The organism is Peribacillus sp. V2I11 (assembly GCF_030817135.1).
Taxonomy (GTDB): domain Bacteria; phylum Bacillota; class Bacilli; order Bacillales; family DSM-1321; genus Peribacillus; species Peribacillus simplex.
Genome location: NZ_JAUSYW010000001.1, coordinates 5,315,070 through 5,333,256, shown reverse-complemented (window position 1 = coordinate 5,333,256; position 18,187 = coordinate 5,315,070). Strand labels below are relative to the sequence as shown.

The 18,187-nt window shown below is 39.5% G+C and carries 17 protein-coding genes and 1 pseudogene; 7 read left to right on the top strand and 11 right to left on the bottom strand.

The genetic code is table 11. The annotated features are described in order from the left end of the window. Window positions 1–526: 526 nt before the first annotated feature. Window positions 527–844 carry an iron-sulfur cluster biosynthesis family protein gene (locus tag QFZ73_RS25990; RefSeq protein ID WP_251434518.1) on the bottom strand — a complete coding sequence of 106 codons (318 nt, stop codon included), beginning with the start codon at window positions 842–844 and terminating at the stop codon, window positions 527–529. A 769-nt stretch (window positions 845–1,613) separates the two neighbouring features. Next, a complete protein-coding gene (locus QFZ73_RS25985; RefSeq protein ID WP_251434515.1) occupies window positions 1,614–2,522 on the bottom strand; it encodes a LysR family transcriptional regulator in 909 nt (302 codons plus the stop codon). 333 nt (window positions 2,523–2,855) lie between these two features. On the opposite strand from QFZ73_RS25985, the gene QFZ73_RS25980 reads away from it, so the two are divergent. Both QFZ73_RS25980 and cysI read left to right on the top strand, forming a co-directional pair. After that, on the top strand, window positions 2,856–4,670 hold the full coding sequence (locus tag QFZ73_RS25980; protein ID WP_307272314.1) for an assimilatory sulfite reductase (NADPH) flavoprotein subunit: 1,815 nt from the start codon (window positions 2,856–2,858) through the stop codon (window positions 4,668–4,670). A 26-nt stretch (window positions 4,671–4,696) separates the two neighbouring features. After that, on the top strand, window positions 4,697–6,415 hold the full coding sequence (cysI, locus tag QFZ73_RS25975) for an assimilatory sulfite reductase (NADPH) hemoprotein subunit (protein ID WP_307272312.1): 1,719 nt from the start codon (window positions 4,697–4,699) through the stop codon (window positions 6,413–6,415). A gap of 182 nt (window positions 6,416–6,597) precedes the next feature. On the opposite strand, the pseudogene QFZ73_RS25970 reads toward cysI, so the two are convergent. From QFZ73_RS25970 to QFZ73_RS25940, 8 genes and pseudogenes are all read right to left on the bottom strand, one after another. After that, a pseudogene (locus tag QFZ73_RS25970) lies at window positions 6,598–6,887 on the bottom strand (twin-arginine translocase subunit TatC); the annotation flags it as partial. A gap of 113 nt (window positions 6,888–7,000) precedes the next feature. Next, window positions 7,001–7,084, bottom strand: coding sequence for a twin-arginine translocase TatA/TatE family subunit (locus QFZ73_RS25965; RefSeq protein WP_251434629.1), 84 nt, complete (start codon window positions 7,082–7,084; stop codon window positions 7,001–7,003). A gap of 26 nt (window positions 7,085–7,110) precedes the next feature. Further along, a complete protein-coding gene (locus QFZ73_RS25960) occupies window positions 7,111–7,659 on the bottom strand; it encodes a Rid family hydrolase (RefSeq protein ID WP_307272309.1) in 549 nt (182 codons plus the stop codon). An 870-nt stretch (window positions 7,660–8,529) separates the two neighbouring features. Beyond that, window positions 8,530–9,615, bottom strand: coding sequence for a Ger(x)C family spore germination protein (locus QFZ73_RS25955; protein ID WP_307272307.1), 1,086 nt, complete (start codon window positions 9,613–9,615; stop codon window positions 8,530–8,532). Continuing rightward, on the bottom strand, window positions 9,612–9,950 hold the full coding sequence (locus QFZ73_RS25950) for a GerAB/ArcD/ProY family transporter (RefSeq protein ID WP_307272305.1): 339 nt from the start codon (window positions 9,948–9,950) through the stop codon (window positions 9,612–9,614). The genes QFZ73_RS25955 and QFZ73_RS25950 overlap by 4 nt, the downstream gene beginning before the upstream one ends. Next, on the bottom strand, window positions 9,887–10,090 hold the full coding sequence (locus tag QFZ73_RS29070) for a GerAB/ArcD/ProY family transporter (RefSeq protein WP_373458981.1): 204 nt from the start codon (window positions 10,088–10,090) through the stop codon (window positions 9,887–9,889). Before QFZ73_RS29070 ends, QFZ73_RS25950 begins: the two co-directional genes overlap by 64 nt. Continuing rightward, entirely contained in the window at window positions 10,090–10,638 is a 549-nt protein-coding gene (locus QFZ73_RS25945; protein ID WP_307272303.1) for a GerAB/ArcD/ProY family transporter, read from the bottom strand. Before QFZ73_RS25945 ends, QFZ73_RS29070 begins: the two co-directional genes overlap by 1 nt. A gap of 77 nt (window positions 10,639–10,715) precedes the next feature. Beyond that, window positions 10,716–12,242: a spore germination protein gene (locus QFZ73_RS25940; RefSeq protein ID WP_307272301.1), complete on the bottom strand. Its 1,527-nt coding sequence runs from the start codon at window positions 12,240–12,242 to the stop codon at window positions 10,716–10,718. A gap of 206 nt (window positions 12,243–12,448) precedes the next feature. On the opposite strand from QFZ73_RS25940, the gene QFZ73_RS25935 reads away from it, so the two are divergent. From QFZ73_RS25935 to QFZ73_RS25920, 4 genes are read left to right on the top strand one after another with little or no spacing between them, the layout of a single operon-like run. After that, window positions 12,449–12,778, top strand: coding sequence for a hypothetical protein (locus tag QFZ73_RS25935; protein ID WP_307272299.1), 330 nt, complete (start codon window positions 12,449–12,451; stop codon window positions 12,776–12,778). Beyond that, a complete protein-coding gene (locus tag QFZ73_RS25930) occupies window positions 12,697–13,902 on the top strand; it encodes a spore germination protein (RefSeq protein WP_307272297.1) in 1,206 nt (401 codons plus the stop codon). The genes QFZ73_RS25935 and QFZ73_RS25930 overlap by 82 nt, the downstream gene beginning before the upstream one ends. Further along, window positions 13,874–14,968 (top strand): GerAB/ArcD/ProY family transporter, encoded by a 1,095-nt coding sequence (locus QFZ73_RS25925; RefSeq protein ID WP_307272295.1) that lies wholly within the window; start codon window positions 13,874–13,876, stop codon window positions 14,966–14,968. Before QFZ73_RS25930 ends, QFZ73_RS25925 begins: the two co-directional genes overlap by 29 nt. After that, window positions 14,965–16,077, top strand: a complete 1,113-nt coding sequence (locus QFZ73_RS25920; RefSeq protein WP_307272293.1) for a Ger(x)C family spore germination protein — start codon at window positions 14,965–14,967, stop codon at window positions 16,075–16,077. Before QFZ73_RS25925 ends, QFZ73_RS25920 begins: the two co-directional genes overlap by 4 nt. A 96-nt stretch (window positions 16,078–16,173) precedes the next feature. Here the strand turns inward: QFZ73_RS25920 and QFZ73_RS25915 are convergent, their stop codons facing one another. Further along, on the bottom strand, window positions 16,174–17,625 hold the full coding sequence (locus QFZ73_RS25915; protein ID WP_251434624.1) for a flavin monoamine oxidase family protein: 1,452 nt from the start codon (window positions 17,623–17,625) through the stop codon (window positions 16,174–16,176). Window positions 17,626–17,802: 177 nt separating this feature from the next. On the opposite strand from QFZ73_RS25915, the gene QFZ73_RS25910 reads away from it, so the two are divergent. Beyond that, on the top strand, window positions 17,803–17,946 hold the full coding sequence (locus QFZ73_RS25910; protein ID WP_307272291.1) for a hypothetical protein: 144 nt from the start codon (window positions 17,803–17,805) through the stop codon (window positions 17,944–17,946). Window positions 17,947–18,187: the final 241 nt, after the last annotated feature.

The following is an 18,187-nucleotide window of genomic DNA, read 5'->3' as shown; positions in this document are numbered from 1 at the left end:
TTTATGGAACTAACGGGACAGGTTTGTTTAACAAGAAACTAGAGTCTTTCTTTTATTTATTGGGTTTGAAAAAGTATGAAATTTATTAGGGGTGTGTCTTAATGCATTTACAATATATATAAATTTTTATTTGTAATTCTTAACATCTCGTATTAAGAAAACAGGACAGAAAAGAGTGGATTTTGGCTGGAATTATCGTTTCAGAGTTAAGTCCTTTGATTTTCTTTGCCCCCTTAACGATTTTAGGAGAAATAGGTAGGTGGATTTTCAAGAATTAGGAGGAATACTTTTTTTCGTTTACTGTATGTTTGAATGAAATTATAATCCTAATAATTGGTTTGTTTACAAAGGGGAAAAATGGGATTGAAAAAAATAATCAAATTAACAAGTGAGTTGCCTAATGGTAGTGCAGTGCCAACCATGGGAAAATAAATATCCCTCTAGGTAAATGCCGAAGATACATTCTCTGGGTATAAACACAAAAAGCCCAACTGAAACAAAAGGGCTTTTTACAATGTTCATTTTTTTAATTCACTCTATTCAACTGCAGATTATATCTCAATGTTTCTTCGTCTGAATATAATTTGTATCCAAGTCCATCACTGTAGTTAAGAAATACTTTATCCGGAAGATGCTTTTTAGACTCACTTGATATTAATATGGGGACCCCACCAATAATGAATCTCTCATCATCTTCGTTCTTATTATCAATTTTCAATTCGTGTTCCACATAAATCGAACAGCTCCCAACATAAATGGCTTCGATACGAACACCTTCATTCTCTTTATAATCCACTTTTAATAGTTGTTCAATCGCTGCTTCTTTAATCTCAATATTATTCATATAACCCGCTCCCATACAAAAATTGATATTATTTTTATCTATACAAGGAAAACAAAAATCAAACTATGAAGAATCCTCTATTTATTCGTATACCCAATTGTTTATAAGTTAATGTGTTAGACCTTTCCTAGCGATATAATAGAGTTTCAAAAAAGGGGCTTTCCCAAAATAAATAAGCTCCAAATAATCGATCGATGGAATTTAGAACATAGCGGTTCCTTTTTGGGAGGAATCCCCTTTTTTAATCATTGATAAGATTGAGGTAATAGATTTAAGGTCATTCTTTGGAGAAACTATGGCTTTATTTCCGAACAAGAAAAAACAGGAGCCTTCCAAATAATAATTACTTCTATAATTCAAATGGGGGGAGCAAAGAAATCGAGTGTTATCATTTGGTGTTTAATTTAGGATACTAAAGCCAGTGGTTTAGTAAAGTCGGTAATTACGACATAAAGCGTATGTTTTTCAACCTCTTCCTACAAGTCGAGTAAAGGGTGATTTTGTATCTAAGACTTACGGTGTCCAGTAAGGGCCTAATTCAGAAGAAGTTTACCCGAAAGAGGGTGTTAGTGCATAAGTAGATATAAATAAGTCGATTCGTTAATGTTGAACTGCACCTCCAATTTTTAGTTGTGTCTTACAATTGAGGTGCAGTTCATGTATAGTGGATCGACTTTTTTGGTAGGAACTCTCTTGCCGTTTAATATATGCGTATTGCTGTCAGGCAAAAGGGTTTCCAGCATTAATGAGACTGCGTCCTCCTGAATGATCATACCTTAGGCTTTGCTTTCATAGGCCATTTTTTGTTTAATTCAGTTATAAAAGTCTTGACATTTTTTTTATCGTTCATAATTGGGGAATAGACATACGAAAGTGTTCTGTTAAAGGATTCATTTTTTACCTGAATAATAGAAAGGATTTTATTTTGTACGTCCCTTTCAATGACACTTTGGGAAAGCAGAGCCAGCCCTGCGCCGTTTTTTATAAGTGTTTCTTTAATTCCTTGATTACTGCTTATTGTAAGTAGCGATTTAATTTTCAATCCATTTGAACGTATGACGTGGTTAAGGTATTCACGTGTACCAGATCCAACTTCCCTGGTTACCCATGCTTGGTCATGTAAATCAGTAATCTCCACTTCCTCTTTATTAGCGAGTTCATGATTGTTAGAAGACACAATGAATAGCTCATCTTGCATGAATGGGTGAACAGAAAGCTCCTTTTCATTAGTTTGACCTTCGATTAAACCAATATCCACTTTGTATAGCCGAACGGCTTGAACGATTTCTTCCGTGTTTCCAATTACGACTTGAAGTTCAAGTTCAGGATAGTCCTCTTGAAGGTCTATGAGTAAAGAAGGAAGGATATACTCTCCTATTGTAAAACTTGCCCCTATTTTTAATTCGCCCTTGATGGACCTATCGTGTTCCTGAATGTCTTGTCTGGTCTGTTCATATATTGTGATCATTTGCTTGGCCCGGTCGTAAAGAATTTCTCCCGTTAAGGTGACTTTTAGGAATTTAGGAGAACGGAGAAATAATTTGGTTTGGAACTCTTCTTCTAATTTTTTTATATGTAAACTAACACTTGGTTGCGACATAAGAAGTATTTCTGCTGTTTTTGTAAAATTCTTGACTTCCACAAGGGTCACAAATGTTTTTAGAGCATCATAGTACATAGAAATTTCCCCTTATTATTAATATTCTTAATAGTTATAATAAATTATATATATTTTACTAATGATGTGTCTTCCAGTAAAGTTTTAATGAGAAACTTATTTTAGGAAGAGTATAGGCTGGGGAAAGCTATTGTCCTTTATAACCTTATTTTTTTATTTGTTGCGTGCTATGAACCTATATGACTGTATTTTAAATTTTTTTGCAATTAAAACCGACTTGGTCTATAGGAGTAAACGAGTTAATTTATGGATGGAAATAAAAATGTTTAAACCCACTCGTTGTACATAATAGTCAACTAAGATAAGTTAATATCCCTTTGTGAGGTGGAAATCGTGCAACTTCAGGTAAGTAACAGTCCCTTTAATAAAGAGCAGGCAGAGCTCGTAAACAGCCTACTGCCTAGCTTGACAGAAACACAAAAAATTTGGTTGAGCGGTTATCTGACTGCATCTTTGTCAGTTTCGAATAGCAGTACAGCCGACACCCCGGTATTGGAAGCTCAAAGCGGCGGGAAGACAATATCAAAAGAGGTGACCATTCTTTATGGTTCACAGACGGGCAATGCTCAAGGGCTGGCAGAAAATGCAGCGAGTAAGCTTGAGGGGAATGGCTTTCAGGTTACCATTTCATCCATGAGTGACTTTAAAGTCAACAATTTGAAAAAAATCGAAAATCTTCTGATTGCCGTTAGCACGCATGGAGAAGGTGATCCGCCGGATAATACATTGTCTTTCCATGAGTACCTTCATGGCAGAAGGGCACCAAGCCTTGAAGGTCTCCGCTTTTCGGTATTGGCGATTGGTGACAGTTCATATGAGTTTTTCTGTGAAACGGGAAAACAATTCGATAAACGCCTGGAGGAACTTGGCGGGACACGGTTATTTCCGAGAATGGACTGTGACCTTGATTATGATGAGCCTGCTGGAGAATGGCTGGAAGGAGTCATTTCTAGTTTAAATGAAGGGCAAGGCAGTTCTGTTGCTGCAGTTCCCGCAGCGATGGCTTCAGTAGGTGAACAATCGTATTCGAGAACAAATCCGTTTAAAGCGGAAGTACTGGAAAATATAAATTTGAACGGCCGTGGTTCCAATAAAGAGACACATCATCTTGAGTTATCTCTTGAGGGCTCAGGTCTTACATTCGAACCTGGTGACAGCCTTGGTATTTATCCGAAAAACGATTCGGATTTAGTGGATATGCTTCTTATGGAACTCAATTGGGACCCTGAAGAAACCGTGAAGGTCAATAAGCAGGGAGAACTTCGTCAGCTTAGGGAATCGCTCATCTCCGATTTTGAAATTACGGTTTTGACAAAATCGCTCATTGAACAAGCGGCCCAGCTTTCAGGTAACGAGGATTTAAAGGAACTTTTAGTGCCAGGTAATGAAGAAAGATTAAAAGAATATCGTGAAGGCCGTGATTTGCTTGATTTTGTCCGTGATTTTGGTTCATGGGGTGAATCGGCGCAAGAGTTCGTATCAATACTCAGGAAAATGCCAGCCCGTTTATATTCGATTGCGAGTAGCTTATCCGCATATCCGGATGAAGTGCATTTGACAATCGGAGCTGTCCGGTATGAAAGTCACGGTCGAGAAAGAAAAGGTGTCTGCTCCATTTTATGTGCGGACAGATTACAGCCAGGGGACTTGCTGCCCATTTACATTCAGCATAACCAGAACTTCAAGCAGCCTAAGAACCCAGATACTCCAATTATCATGGTTGGACCGGGAACGGGCATTGCTCCGTTTAGATCCTTTATCCAGGATCGCGAAGAATCGAAAGCGAAAGGGAAAACGTGGCTCTTTTTCGGCGATCAGCATTTCGTTACGGATTTCCTTTACCAGACTGAATGGCAAAAGTGGTTAAAAACAGGTGTACTTACGAAAATGGATGTTGCCTTTTCACGTGATACTGATGAAAAAGTGTATGTTCAAAACCGGCTGCGCGAGCACAGCGGGGAATTATACGAATGGCTTCAACAAGGGGCAGCTCTATACATTTGCGGTGACGAGAAAAACATGGCACATGACGTCCATAATACGCTTATTGAAATCATTGAAAAAGAAGGAAATATGAGCCATGCTAATGCGCAAGCTTATCTTGAAGAAATGCAACAGAATAAACGCTATCAACGTGATGTGTACTGAAATTTGGACGAAAAGGAGATAACAACATGGTGAACCCACTATTGAAAGCACCAGAAGGCCCGCCTAGTGATGTTGAGCAAATTAAAGAAAAAAGCGATTATTTGCGAGGTACACTTGGAAAAGTGATGCAGGATCGGATCAGCGCCGGTATTCCGGATGATGACAATCGACTAATGAAACATCACGGCAGCTATTTGCAGGATGATCGGGATCTACGCAATGAGCGTCAAAAACAAAAACTGGAGCCTGCCTATCAGTTTATGTTGCGTGTCCGCATGGCCGGCGGGGTTGCACAGCCTTCTCAATGGCTTGTTATGGATGACCTTGCCCAGAAATACGGGAACGGAACCTTGAAATTGACAACAAGGCAGACGTTTCAAATGCATGGTATTTTAAAATGGAATATGAAAAAAACCATTCAGGAAATCCATGCTTCCATGTTGGATACAATCGCTGCATGCGGAGATGTAAACCGGAACGTAATGTGCAATTCGATTCCATTTCAATCCGAAATCCATTCCGAAGTATATGAATGGTCGAAAAAATTGAGTGATTATCTATTGCCGCGTACAAGGGCGTACCATGAAATCTGGCTGGATGAAGAAAAAGTGGTCGGTACTCCTGAATTGGAGGAAGTCGAACCAATGTACGGAAAGCTTTATTTGCCAAGGAAATTTAAAATAGGCATTGCCGTCCCTCCATCCAATGACATTGATGTTTACTCCCAAGATCTTGGCTTCATAGCAATTGTTGAAAATGGAAAACTCGTTGGTTTTAATGTGGCGATCGGCGGCGGTATGGGAATGACCCACGGTGACAAGGCGACTTATCCCCAACTAGCCAAGGTAATCGGATTTTGCCAGCCAGACAAAATACTGGATGTGGCTGAAAAAGTCATTACGGTTCAGCGGGATTACGGAAACCGATCCGTACGGAAAAATGCACGGTTCAAGTATACGGTTGACAGGCTTGGGCTCGAACCTGTAAAGGCTGAACTGGAAAATCGTTTAGGATGGAAGCTAGAGGAAGCGAGAACTTATCATTTTGATAATAATGGTGACCGCTATGGATGGGTAAAAGGCATGCAAGGGAAATGGCATTTTACACTATTTGTAGAGGGAGGCCGTATTGCCGATATCAATGATTACAAGCTGATGACCGGTTTGCGCGAAATCGCAAAGATCCATACGGGTGATTTCCGTTTGACGGCCAATCAAAACCTGATCATTGCAGATGTGTCAAGTCAGAAAAAGAAAAAGATCATAGAATTGCTTGAAACATACGGTTTGACGGATGGTGCACATCATTCGGCTATCCGACGCAGCTCGATTACATGCGTCGCGCTTCCAACATGCGGGTTGGCAATGGCCGAAGCAGAGCGTTATTTGCCGGTTCTGCTTGATAAAGTCGAGACCATCGTTGATGAAAACGGGCTGAGGAACGAAGAAATCACGATTCGCATGACCGGTTGTCCGAATGGATGTGCCCGGCATGCACTCGGGGAAATTGGTTTTATCGGTAAGGCACCTGGCAAATATAATATGTATCTCGGTGCTGCATTCGACGGAAGCCGATTAAGCAAAATGTACCGTGAAAACATCGGTGAAGAAGAGATATTAAAAGAGCTGCGTGTACTTCTTTCCCGTTATGCGAAAGAACGAAAGCAAGGTGAGCATTTCGGTGACTTTGTCATAAATGCTGGCATTGTCAAAGAAGTGACGGATGGAACGAATTTTCATGATTGATTAACAAACGAGAGACAGGAATTTATTCCTGTCTCTGTTTGTATTCAAGGTGTTTAAGTAGAAAAGTTTTCGGGCGGCTTTGTATTTTTCAAAACCTTTTCCTTTATGATTGTAGGAACCTTGGAGGCGGAAATATAGAGTTTCACTATAGCACTTTGATAATCACACTGTAACTTGGTTGACTAGCCTCTGCTTATAAACAACCTTGGAGAAATGATGACACTCAGTTCGTAAAGAACAAGTAAAGGAATGATGACCAGGATATCCGGGATGAAATCAGGAGGAGTTGTCAGAATTGATACGACAATGAGGACAAAATAAGAGAGTTTTTTCTCGCTCTGGCCCACCTCACAGGAATGAGAATCCCTAGTCTCGTTAAAAACATTTCGACCAACGGCATCTCAAATAAAAAGCCGAACGGTTAAATCAGGTTAATAAGGAAACGGAAGTATTTATCTGCGGTAAACATCGTTTAAAACTGCCTCGCTATAAAACGGTCGATAACTCAGGTTTTTTCTCTTCCTCTTTATCCTCATCAACGAACCCCTTGGTTGTACTTTTAGTTTAGATAAAGTTCGTCCGATTTCAGGTGATTTTTTTAGGTCCAAAAATCACAAGTGCCATGATAAGAATGATAACCAAGCCCGGAACACCGGTATTTTGAAACATATCATTCACTTCAATCGTCTAACTTCTTATTTTAACTTACCTTTATTTTTATAGGCTACTTCTGCTTCAATTTCAATCAGATAATCCGGAGAAACCAGACTTTGCACACCTACTGTTGAACGAGCTGTTTTCACTGGATTTTCTTTTGTGTTAAAGAACAGAGCGTAGGCATTAAACCAACCTTGATAGTCCGGTGTATCATCTTTATTTGGATCTGGCGCGACATACACACGCAGATAGGTTACATCAGCGAGGGAAAGTCCTTTTGTTTTCAAATCTGCTTTTAATTTCTCTAAGATTCCAATTGCCTGCCTTTCTGTATTGCCATATCTCTCATAAATAGTCTTTCCTTCTTTTTTTAAAAGAGGAGCCACTGTTCCACTAAACGCTAACCGGCTATAATCTTGAGGTACAGCAACTGAACTGGAAATCGCAGAAGTTGGGGACCCGAAGAACGTCACTTTATCTGATTTCAATTCATCTTTTTCGCTACCGGCGGAAGCAAAAGAGAATCCCAAGATTACACTTATGCCTATTACAGAAGTAGCGATGATTGATTTCAAAGTTTTTTTCATAAAGTCAGCTCCTTTTATTTAATAAAACATCGATAGGTTAATAACTCTGTTTCTTGAGAAGTGACCTTACCTTCTTTTATACTTTCTGGCTGATTCAAAAAGCATCTGCATCCGAGTTAAATAACTGAGATGTTCACCAGCATGATGAATTCCACCTTGTAGCATATTTAATATATGGTAGTAGTTTTTACGATTGGCTGAAGAATATTCAGCCCCATCCGCCTTCATTTAAAGTGCGCGAACGAGTAGTTCGCACAGGTAGAAACACACAAGCTCCGATGTCCTTTCGCAGGAGCATACCTCCGGTGTCCAATGAATTTAAAGATTGGTTTTCACCTGACACTTTACAAATCAAGCGCGAAAGCCCAGATATTAAGTGGTGATTCTTGTATTTGGATGACTCGAATCGCTCGTTCCAGTCGCTTTTCGGATGGATTCCAGATAAGTAACCACTGAACATCATTTTGAAAAGAATAAGTGTCCTAATTAAGGCCTTCCATACCCACCGGAGTAATTGGGCGAACCTAAAGGATAAAGTAAAAGTCTATATGAATATCAATTTTTCGGTGAAGTTGGTTATGAGGGACAAGGTCAACGATTAAAACAAATTCCAATACGTTTTGTGTGTTGTCAAATGTATTAAACATTAGGATCACTAACCTTGTTATAATACGTGAAAAATACTATATTAACGCTGTGGTTTATCGGAGAGAATTGAAGTTATTAAAGGCTGTCGAGGGTTTCTCAACAGCCTGGGAGAGGGATGCTTTCCTGGAAATTCAAGAAGATGGGGGAACCTATGTTTAGAGATATGTTCAGTGGTATGGTTACTTACTGATAGCATATAAGGAGTATTCCTATTAATTAAAATTATTCTGAGACCCCGGTTTGGATGATGTTAACTGTAGTTTCTATATTAATGTCCATCTTCGGATAAATCTTTTTCCAATGTCCATAGGTCATTTTTTTATTTTTGGCGTGATATTTTTCCTTCAGGCCAATCGGGTCAAGGTTTTTTTTCTGAAAATCCTTAATAAGCCGGTTTGCTTGCTTGGTTAAATCATCTTCCATTTCCCTTTCAATTTTTTTTATCATCTTTCTATTGGTAAGGTTGTCACTTCGCATGGATTCCTTGATTTGTCCTTTAATTTTGATCTTAATCGTGATCGAGGGACTACTCTCTGATTGGGATACTTCATAACTTGAACCGCTTCGGATACTTTCCACTACGATATCGCTTTTTTTCTTGTCTTTTAATTTGAATTTGTATACTCCCCGCCTATGATGTTGAACTAATGTCTTAAAAAGGAACATATCATCCGTTCGAACTTTCGTGACCATCTTATTTTCATGAAATAGGGCGACTCCAGAAACCGCAACTTCATTATTAATTAATTTAATTAAAGGAAGATACGAATCACCGCCAGCTTCTAGAGCGTTTCTTAAAAAAAGATGGAGATTAGTATCCGGTCCGTTCCCTGTTTCATTCTGTTGATTAATCAAATCCGATAAAAAGATTCCAATATTCACATTCGTATTTGGTGGTTTCGTATTTATTACATCCTTGACCTTTCCTTCAACGACAGCCAAAAGTACCCTGTTTCCAAGTTGTGGCTCACGGTAGAGATAATCGGTGAGTTCTGTTATTCCGATTTCACGAACCATTTTTTCGCTAAATAAAACGATGCGTGTCTGTCCTAGCAATACCGGCTTATCAGCTTTTTTGGAAACGACAGCCTGGACATCACTCGTTGTAGTCGATGTTCCACTTAAAATTTGATATTTACCCATCTTATCCTGTTGGAAGATAGGGATGACGAACATTCCTTCGACATTATCATTCTTTAGTATATCGTAGCCAATGGCTTGGGACATATTGACTTCGTCAACCACCCTTGGCTGGGCACAGCTACAAAGGAGGGGAAAAGCCAAGATAATAAAAAATAATTTTCTCATAAACGTTTCCTCAATTTCTTTATATAAATGACGACCAAAAGAAGAGGCAAGTATAAAACAAGGAAGAGTACGCCATATGGATTGACTATTTTATACAATATATATAGTGTATCAACATCAAAAACAAATATATTGATAAGCAGGATGATAATGGACATCCCCCATAATGGATACTTTTGCTGAACATTGAATAAACGCTTGAAACCTCGGCTTGCAGCCCACAAGGCGATGGTCATGTTGGGTATGATGACGATGGCCCACCAAGAAACGTCTATATATTCAAATCGTTGTATAAAGGCAATTCGACAATGCTGGTCATTGTCAGCGTCGGCCATACAGTCATTTCCAACTGTTTTTGTGAATAAAAAACAAGTGAAACCAAATAAACGAATATGGTTATTAAAGTTGTTGTTAAGGCCCCTCCATGAGCATATTTTTGTGAAGTTTTAGCATCTTTGATGAACGGATAAAACATCAGGGTTCAAAACCAAGCATCGTTAATGAAGTGCTTCTGGTTCCTTTCAATATATCCAATAGAGTGTGATGGAAAACAGGAAGCAAATTGGTGAATTCAGAGTATTTCATGGCATAGAATAGGACAAATAAAAGCCAGTATGTCAAAATGGAGCCTAAAAAGGCAATACCCGTAATTGTACGGAACCCTCCCGTTTTTATATAATAAATCAGGATCAGGAAAACCAAGGAAAACGCCCAGGAACCTACCTCTTCAAACATCCATACATGTATGACATTTATATAGCTGATCATGATAGTCATCCCTAGGATCAAAAAGTAAAGAATGAATAATAGATTGAAGAAATTCCCGATCCATTTTCCGAATGCATGATTATTGGCCGAAATGATATCACCAGGGACGATACTGAAGATTTTATATATGACCCAAATCATTATATGAACGATCAGGCCGGCTAATAGTATCGAAATCCAGCCATCCGTTCCCGATGTCTTCGCTAAGACTCTTTGAAAACTTAAAACGCCTATTCCCGTTTGCATGGAATGCACTAAAAAAACACATAGAACGGTGACACTTTATACTTTTCATTAACTCCAGCTTGGTTCATATGGGACCCTCATTTAAATCATTCATTAAAATCATTTTTTTTGATTCTTGCTTTTTTTGGCTGTGATTGTCTGGAAATATCATCAGGCTGCAAATTTACAGGTCGCGACTTGAATAGATTAAAGGGAAGCCGGACAAAGCTATCTTTCCAATCTTGCATGCGAAATGGGTATATCGGTTCAAGGTAGGGGTGTCCCATCGACGTTAATTTGATAAGGTGGGTCATCAAAAACACGGCCGCTATCGTAATGCCGAGCAGTCCCCAAATTTGGGCGCCGATTAAAAAGGGGAACCGCAGCAGCCGAATGGCATTCCCCATTTTGTAAATAGGCGTAACAAATGATGCCAATGCCGAGAGGGCAACGATGATCAATAAGATATTACTGGTCAAACCAGCTACAACAGCGGCTTGACCGATAACGATACCGCCGACGATACCTAATGTCTGACCTACCTTTGTTGGCAGCCTGGCAGCCGCTTCACGTAATAACTCAATGGAAATCTCCAAGAATAATGCTTCGATCAATGGCTGAAAAGGAATCAAGTTCCTTGAAGTGACGATCGTTTCCAAAAGATCTTTAGGAATCAGTTCATAATGATAGGTCAGCACGGCTACATAAATGGGAGTGGCAAATATCGAAAAAGCAACCGCGAATATCCTTAATAAACGGAATGCGGATGCCGGAACCCACGGCATATTATAATCTTCCATGGTGATAAAGTATTCCAACAAAATGGTTGGAGTAATAAGTGCAGAGGACGACCTATCGATTAACAGGGCTACTTTACCTTCAGCCAATGCACTTGCGATGCGATCAGGCCTTTCCGTATTTAGAAAAAGGGGAAACAAGGTATTTGAATTATCATATAGCATTTGCGCGAGATAGGACCCGTCCAAAATTTCATCAAACTCAACGTCATTGATCCTTTGGATAACATTATCGACATTTTCCTGATCAACGATTCCTTCTATAGATAAAACCGCCACTTTCGTTTTAGACAGCGACCCCACAGTCAGTTCACTTACCTGCAATCCAGGGATAGGCAGCCTTTTTCTGACTAGATTCAGATTGATATCAATATCCTCGACAAAAGCTTCTTGAGCACTTATGATTCCAAATTCAAGTTCAGGTTTCTCAACTTGCCTTCCTTGTTGGCCCGCAACATTGATCAATAGGCATTCATCAAGATTCCCATCCAAACGAATGGCAATTTCGCCTCTCATGATCCTTTCTTCGATTACAACCTTGGTATTGGTGATAAGTGTATTTTCTATAGGAACGTTTTCTTTGATTTTCTCCAAATTTATCGCTTCCAGAGTCGGGATGACAGAAAGAACACTTTTATGAAGTTCCTGTGCATCAATTAAAGAGCGATAAAAAGATACCCAATAGCCTACACCATTATATGTTCCTTGATGGTTTATGAAATCATTGGATGAAGAAAGGGTATTGAATAGATCCCTTACATCCGAAACTTTATTTAATTCATCATTTTTATCGTTTGGTTCATTAGGTTTTTTTTTGAAATTTCTGCGGTTAAACAATGCTGTCACCTCTAAACTAAAGCTTGTTATCCTAGCATTTGCATTTTAATTACATATTAACCATTTTGGATTGTTAAGGATGCCCGTTTAGGAACGGGAATACATGATAAGGATCCTTAAAAGCGTCACCATTTCCTGTTCGAATAAAAAAATTGAAAATAGAGGAAACTGTTACAATAAAACGCATATAACCAAAGGAGTTCACCATGGAAAGTAAACCCTTGCATATTAGATTGGATCAAAAGCAGGAAATATTGAAATCTGAATTGGATATGCAGGATGATGTAGTTTTTAAACGGATATTCATTCCCGGTTATGAAGTTTCAGGATTATTTGTTTTTGTCAATGGAACGATGGATTACCCAGCATTCAATGATATAGTCCTGGATTTATCGGCTGCGCAGGTCGAATCAAGGCACCCGGTTTCCATCGAGAAGCTGGTCATTTCCAAAATTTGTTCAGTCAGGGAACAAATTTTGGAACTTATGAAAAAGCCAAAGAGCATATTTTTGACGGGAAAACGCTTTTATTTATAGATGGAATGGCAAATGGTTATGTCTTGAATCTGGAAAAGGAAAAAGCTCGCACACTGGGTGAACCTTCGACAGAGAGGGTTGTCCGTGGACCGAAGCTTGGGTTTATAGAAAGTCTCCAGGAAAATATCGGCTTGATAAGGCAATATTCAAACCATCCCAAGCTAATCGTCAAACAACTGAAGTTCGGGACGATGGAAAAACGGGAAGTTGCATTGATCTATTATGAAGGAAAAGCAAGCGATTCTTTGCTAAAAGAAGTGAATAAACGGATAAATGAAGTGAAAGCTACCGATCTCCAAGACTCGGGGATGCTTGAGGAATTAATTGAAGATACAGCGTTAACCCCTTTCCCGCAAATCCAGAATACGGAGCGTCCGGATAAAGTGTTGGCTGCATTGCAGGAGGGCAGGGTGGTCATCATGGTTGACGGCTCGCCATTTGCGCTTATGGCACCTACGACAATGACGATGCTGCTGCAGTCACCGGATGATTATTATGAAAGATGGGTCGCAGGATCTTTTTTGCGTGTACTTCGCTACTTTTCCTTATTTATCACCGTATTCCTTTCAGGGATTTATATTTCCTTGGTCTCGTTCAACCCTGGATTGCTTCCGACAGAGCTGGCTATGTCAATAGCAGGTACAAGGGAGAACGTTCCCTTTCCTCCATTTGTAGAAGCAATCATCATGGAATTGACGATAGAACTGCTACGGGAAGCAGGCATTCGGCTCCCGGCACCCATTGGGCAAACGGTTGGATTGGTTGGTGGAGTCATTATTGGACAAGCTGCCGTTCAAGCGAATATTGTGAGTTCCCTGATGGTCATAATCGTTGCGATCACGACAATTACCTCTTTTACGGTACCACAATATAGCTTTGGACTGGCGTTTAGGGCATTAAGGTTCGGCGCGATGATTTTTGCCGCCGTTTTAGGTCTTTACGGAACCACATTATTCTTTATCATCATTATCAGCCATTTGTCGAAATTGACCAGTTTTCAAGAACCTTATTTTCAACCAATGGATTTTATCGGTAAAAAGACTTGGAAGGACGCGTTCCTCCGGTTACCGAAGCGGAAAAAAGGGGGGGATTCTCTTGAGCCAATCCGACGGCAAAATTCTTAGTGGCGAATTGGCAGCGATCATTTCATGCGCCATGTTAGGAGTTGGGATGCTTACGCTTCCAAGGACGATAACGGAAAAAATCCATTCGTCCGATGGATGGATCGTTTTGATTATTAATGGGATCGCTATTACCCTTTTCATATGCTTATTGGTTGTACTGTTAAAAAAACATAAGGTGGCTAACTATTACAAATACATGGAGGAGGCCTATGGAAAGTGGCTATCCAAACTTATTGGATTGCTCGTGGTGGTGTACTTTATAGGCGTGGCCAGCTTTGAAGTTCTTGCGATGAGTGAAATGGTCCGATTTTATTTGTTGGAGGAAACTCCGGTTGAGATCGTGATACTTACCATGATTTTAGCGAGTGTGCATCTTTTGACAGGTAAAATTAAAGCCATAGCAAAGGCGAGTGTCTTCTTTCTTCCTTTGACTATTTTTATCGTTTTATTCATTTACTTGTTTAGTCTGAGGGTAGTCGATCTTAAAAACATGCAGCCTGTGCTTGCGAAAGGATTTCTCCCTGTCTTGAAAGGAATGGGCTCCGGAACTTTGTCTTTTTTCGGAATTGAACTTTTCATCTTTTTGTTTGGCGTCGTTAAAAATCAAAACAAGATAAAAAGTGGCGTTTTAATAGGTTTTTTCATACCGCTGATTTTATATGTAATTACATATGTTCTGGTAGTGGCTACACTGACTGTACCGGAAGTCAAAGCGGTTACTTGGCCAACCATTTCTTTTATTCAGTCCTATGAAGTAACAGGGATATTTTTAGAACGTATGGAGCTATTTCTCTTAATCACCTGGATTCTTCAGTTTTTTTTAACACATGCGATTTACTATTACTTCGCAGCAGAAGGAATGACGAGGATTTTCAACAATTCATATACAACGAACCTAATTGTTTTGGTTCCAATCGTTTTTTTTCTGGCCAAAATCCCTAAAAATACAATCGAGATTTTTAAAATGAGTGATATGCTGGGATATGTATTTCCCGTAATATTGATTGGCTTGCCAATTATTACATTCGCAATCGTTCATGTGAAAAGGAGTAGAAGAAGCGGATGAAAAGATTATGGTTAATCTTGCTTATTCCTTTGCTTACAGGCTGTTGGGACAGTAAAAATATAGAAGAGTTATCCCTTGTGGTTGGAATAGGAATCGATAAAAGCAAAAAGAAAGGCGAAATCATGTTAACCCAGCAAATTCTAGTGCCTCCAGCAAATAGTGTTCAAGAGAATCAGGCCCGACTAAAATATAAGAATGTTACCGTCAGTGCCAAAACAATTCATGAAGCAATTAGGGATTCTTTGCTCATAACCAATACGGTTTTAACCAATCATCAGCGTATCATACTCATTAATGAGGATGTATTAAGGAAGATCCCGATGGAAGCGATCATCAATCAGTCCATACGCGATAACAATACAAGGAGAAGTTGCCTTGTTTATTTAACAAAGAGTCCGACAAAAGAAATTTTGGGACTAGCCGACGATGGGGAGATCCCTTCGAATGTAATTTATGAATTGAAAGATAATGTGGAGCGAACGAATAAAATCCTTCCGCCATTAACAATGGGCAAAGCTTCCTCAAGTTTGCAATCAGATGAAAGCTTTGCCATTCAGGCCGTTGATATTAGGAGAGGGAAATTAATTTTGGAAGGTGCAGGGGTGATCAACAACTCAAAGTTGGTCGGAGTCATGAATACTGAGGATATAGCGGCATTAAATTGGTTGAACGGAAAGGTGAAGGGAGGAATAATCGAAGCTGTCCATCACGGTAAGCCTTTAAGTGTTGAATTGATCAATAGGACAAGGAGGAAAATCACGACGGAATTGAACGGGGATCATTTGTCGATAAATGTTAAGGTCGGATACACAGGAAGACTTTCGGAAGATTGGTATGGTAAGGAAAATTCATTTGAAGGAGCCTATTTAAAGAAGATTGAGCGTATTGCCGAGGATGAAGTTAAGAAGGATGTCGAGAAAATCGTATACAAATTGCAGCATGAATATAAAACAGGGGTAGCAGGATTTTATCGTTATGTGGAAAATCAGCATCCGAAGTTTTGGGAGAAAAATAAGAAGAAATGGGACGAAGTTTTCAGTAAAGCTGATATTAATTATGAAGTGGACATAAGGATCGTAGACTTCGGTTCAAAAGGAGGGATAAAGTGACTGGTCATAAGAAAAAAAACCTTCCGAATGGGAAGGTTTTTGTCAAAGCTCTTTATTTATTGATATCTTAATAGCCATTTAAAAGGTCCCATCATTTTAAAAAGGCTCTTCGAATGTTCTAGGCAGATCCGTTACTTCATGTGCAACCCTGATGCCGGATTGAATGGCTCCTTCAATCCAAGCAGGTACGGTTGATGTATGCTCACCAGCGAAGTGGACCCTTCCTTCAGGAGTTGGGATGTATGGAAACAAGTCCGTTTCCTGGCCAGGTTTAAACATGGAGAAAGCGCCGTATGCATACTGATTCAGTGTCCAGCTATAAGAAGCTCCTGATAAAAAATGATCATATACTTGTTTTCCATGGACCACTTCCAAATTTTTTAACGCGTGTAGTAAACGATCTCTTTCCGGAAGTATATCCCATAAAGTGGCATCATCTTCCCATGTATAACTTGCTAAGATGATGCCTGATTCGCTCTGGTTACTCGTTTGGCTGGGGTAATAAGCAAATCTAATGGGTAAATCGGTCGTCAGTTTACCGCCGAAGATTCCTTCCTTTTCCCAAAATCTATGTGTGAACTGAAGTCCAATTTTTGTAGAAGCAGCATAATGGAGTTCTCTTATTGCCTTCCACTTATTATGGGAAAAGGAATTCCGGGGTTCAATATCTATAAATTGCAGCAATTGAAGAGGGATAGTCACGATGGCAAGGTCACCGGTGACCGTTAGGGATCTTTTGCTTTGAGTATGTTTGGAATGGATGGTTACTTGATTATCATGTTGAACGATCTTTGTCACTTCATATCTGAAGTTTAGATTATCCTTCAATTCCGGTAGAAAAGCATAAGGAAGCCGGTCGTTTCCGCCTTCGATTGCAAAAAAATTTATGTCTGGATTAAAAAGCGGCATAAGCTCCCGAAGAATGGCCGGAAAAGAAAGTTCAGGGAATCCTTCTAAACCCATTAGGACTTTGATGCTTTCAATAGCCCCCGTGGATAGACTCATCCCTACAGGATTGTATCGCAAAAAGAAGCTCATGGAGTATTTATCGAATTCTTTAATGACTATTTCCCAATTTCTACGTGGGTTTTGAGTGATGAAGTCAGTCACAGGCTTAATTGCCATGTTGAGTAATTCTTCAGCTGTTTTACCTCTTTCATGGGGAGCTACAGGGTACCTCAGTATATCCGGGTTCCGTTGATATATGGCAGCAGTCGTCTTGATCCCATTGGCATAAATGGGATCATTAGGAGTCGCGTTCACAAAAGTGTTGACTCGTAAACGATACTTCTTAATGTATTCCGCAACTAAGTAATGATAATTCGGGATGCGCATGGCACCGGCTTCAAGGTAGGAACCATTTGAAAATGGCTCCCGTATGGTCAAAACACGCCCTCCGACCCTCCCGGATGCTTCCAATATCGTTACATCGTGCCCCGCTTGTTTTAAAAGGGATGCTGCAACCAACCCAGACATGCCGGCACCAATGATTATGATTTTTTTGGGGATTTGGGAAGGTCCCAGGCCATTTCTGATCACAGCGAGCATTTGATCTTGTGATAGCGGATCTTTGAAAAAGGACAAAGTGTTTTTCTCCTCTCTTGTTACACTTTCTATATGGGATTTACGCTATCTTATTCCAATTGGGTCACCATTTATGAAGGATCTTCAATAATTTGTCATGGTTGATTATTGCTATCATATTCCACTAGGTTTATCCTTTATGTGGAATACTCAATTATTAGATCATTTAAAAATGCAGAAGATGAAAAAGCTGCTGATTTGTTGAAAGATGATGCCTTTCTTTCGGCAGCTAGCAATCTTAAGACTACTATTCATGAGGGAGCCGAAATTAATTTAGAAAGTTAGGGAAGCTGTGGTCAGCCTTTTTGAACAATGGGATGAAATAACGAAGAATGCTATTCGCAACCTTATTAAAATATTGGAAAAATCGAACCAATCAAATATAAATAAAAGTTGTTCAAGCAATAAAGAAAGTGGATATAAAATAACTGCGGCATAGACGTGGCTAGGTTCAAAATGATTTACTTCATCATTTAGAATTTCAGGAATTTATTTTCGTTCCTTGTCTGTTGAAGCCATACGTTAA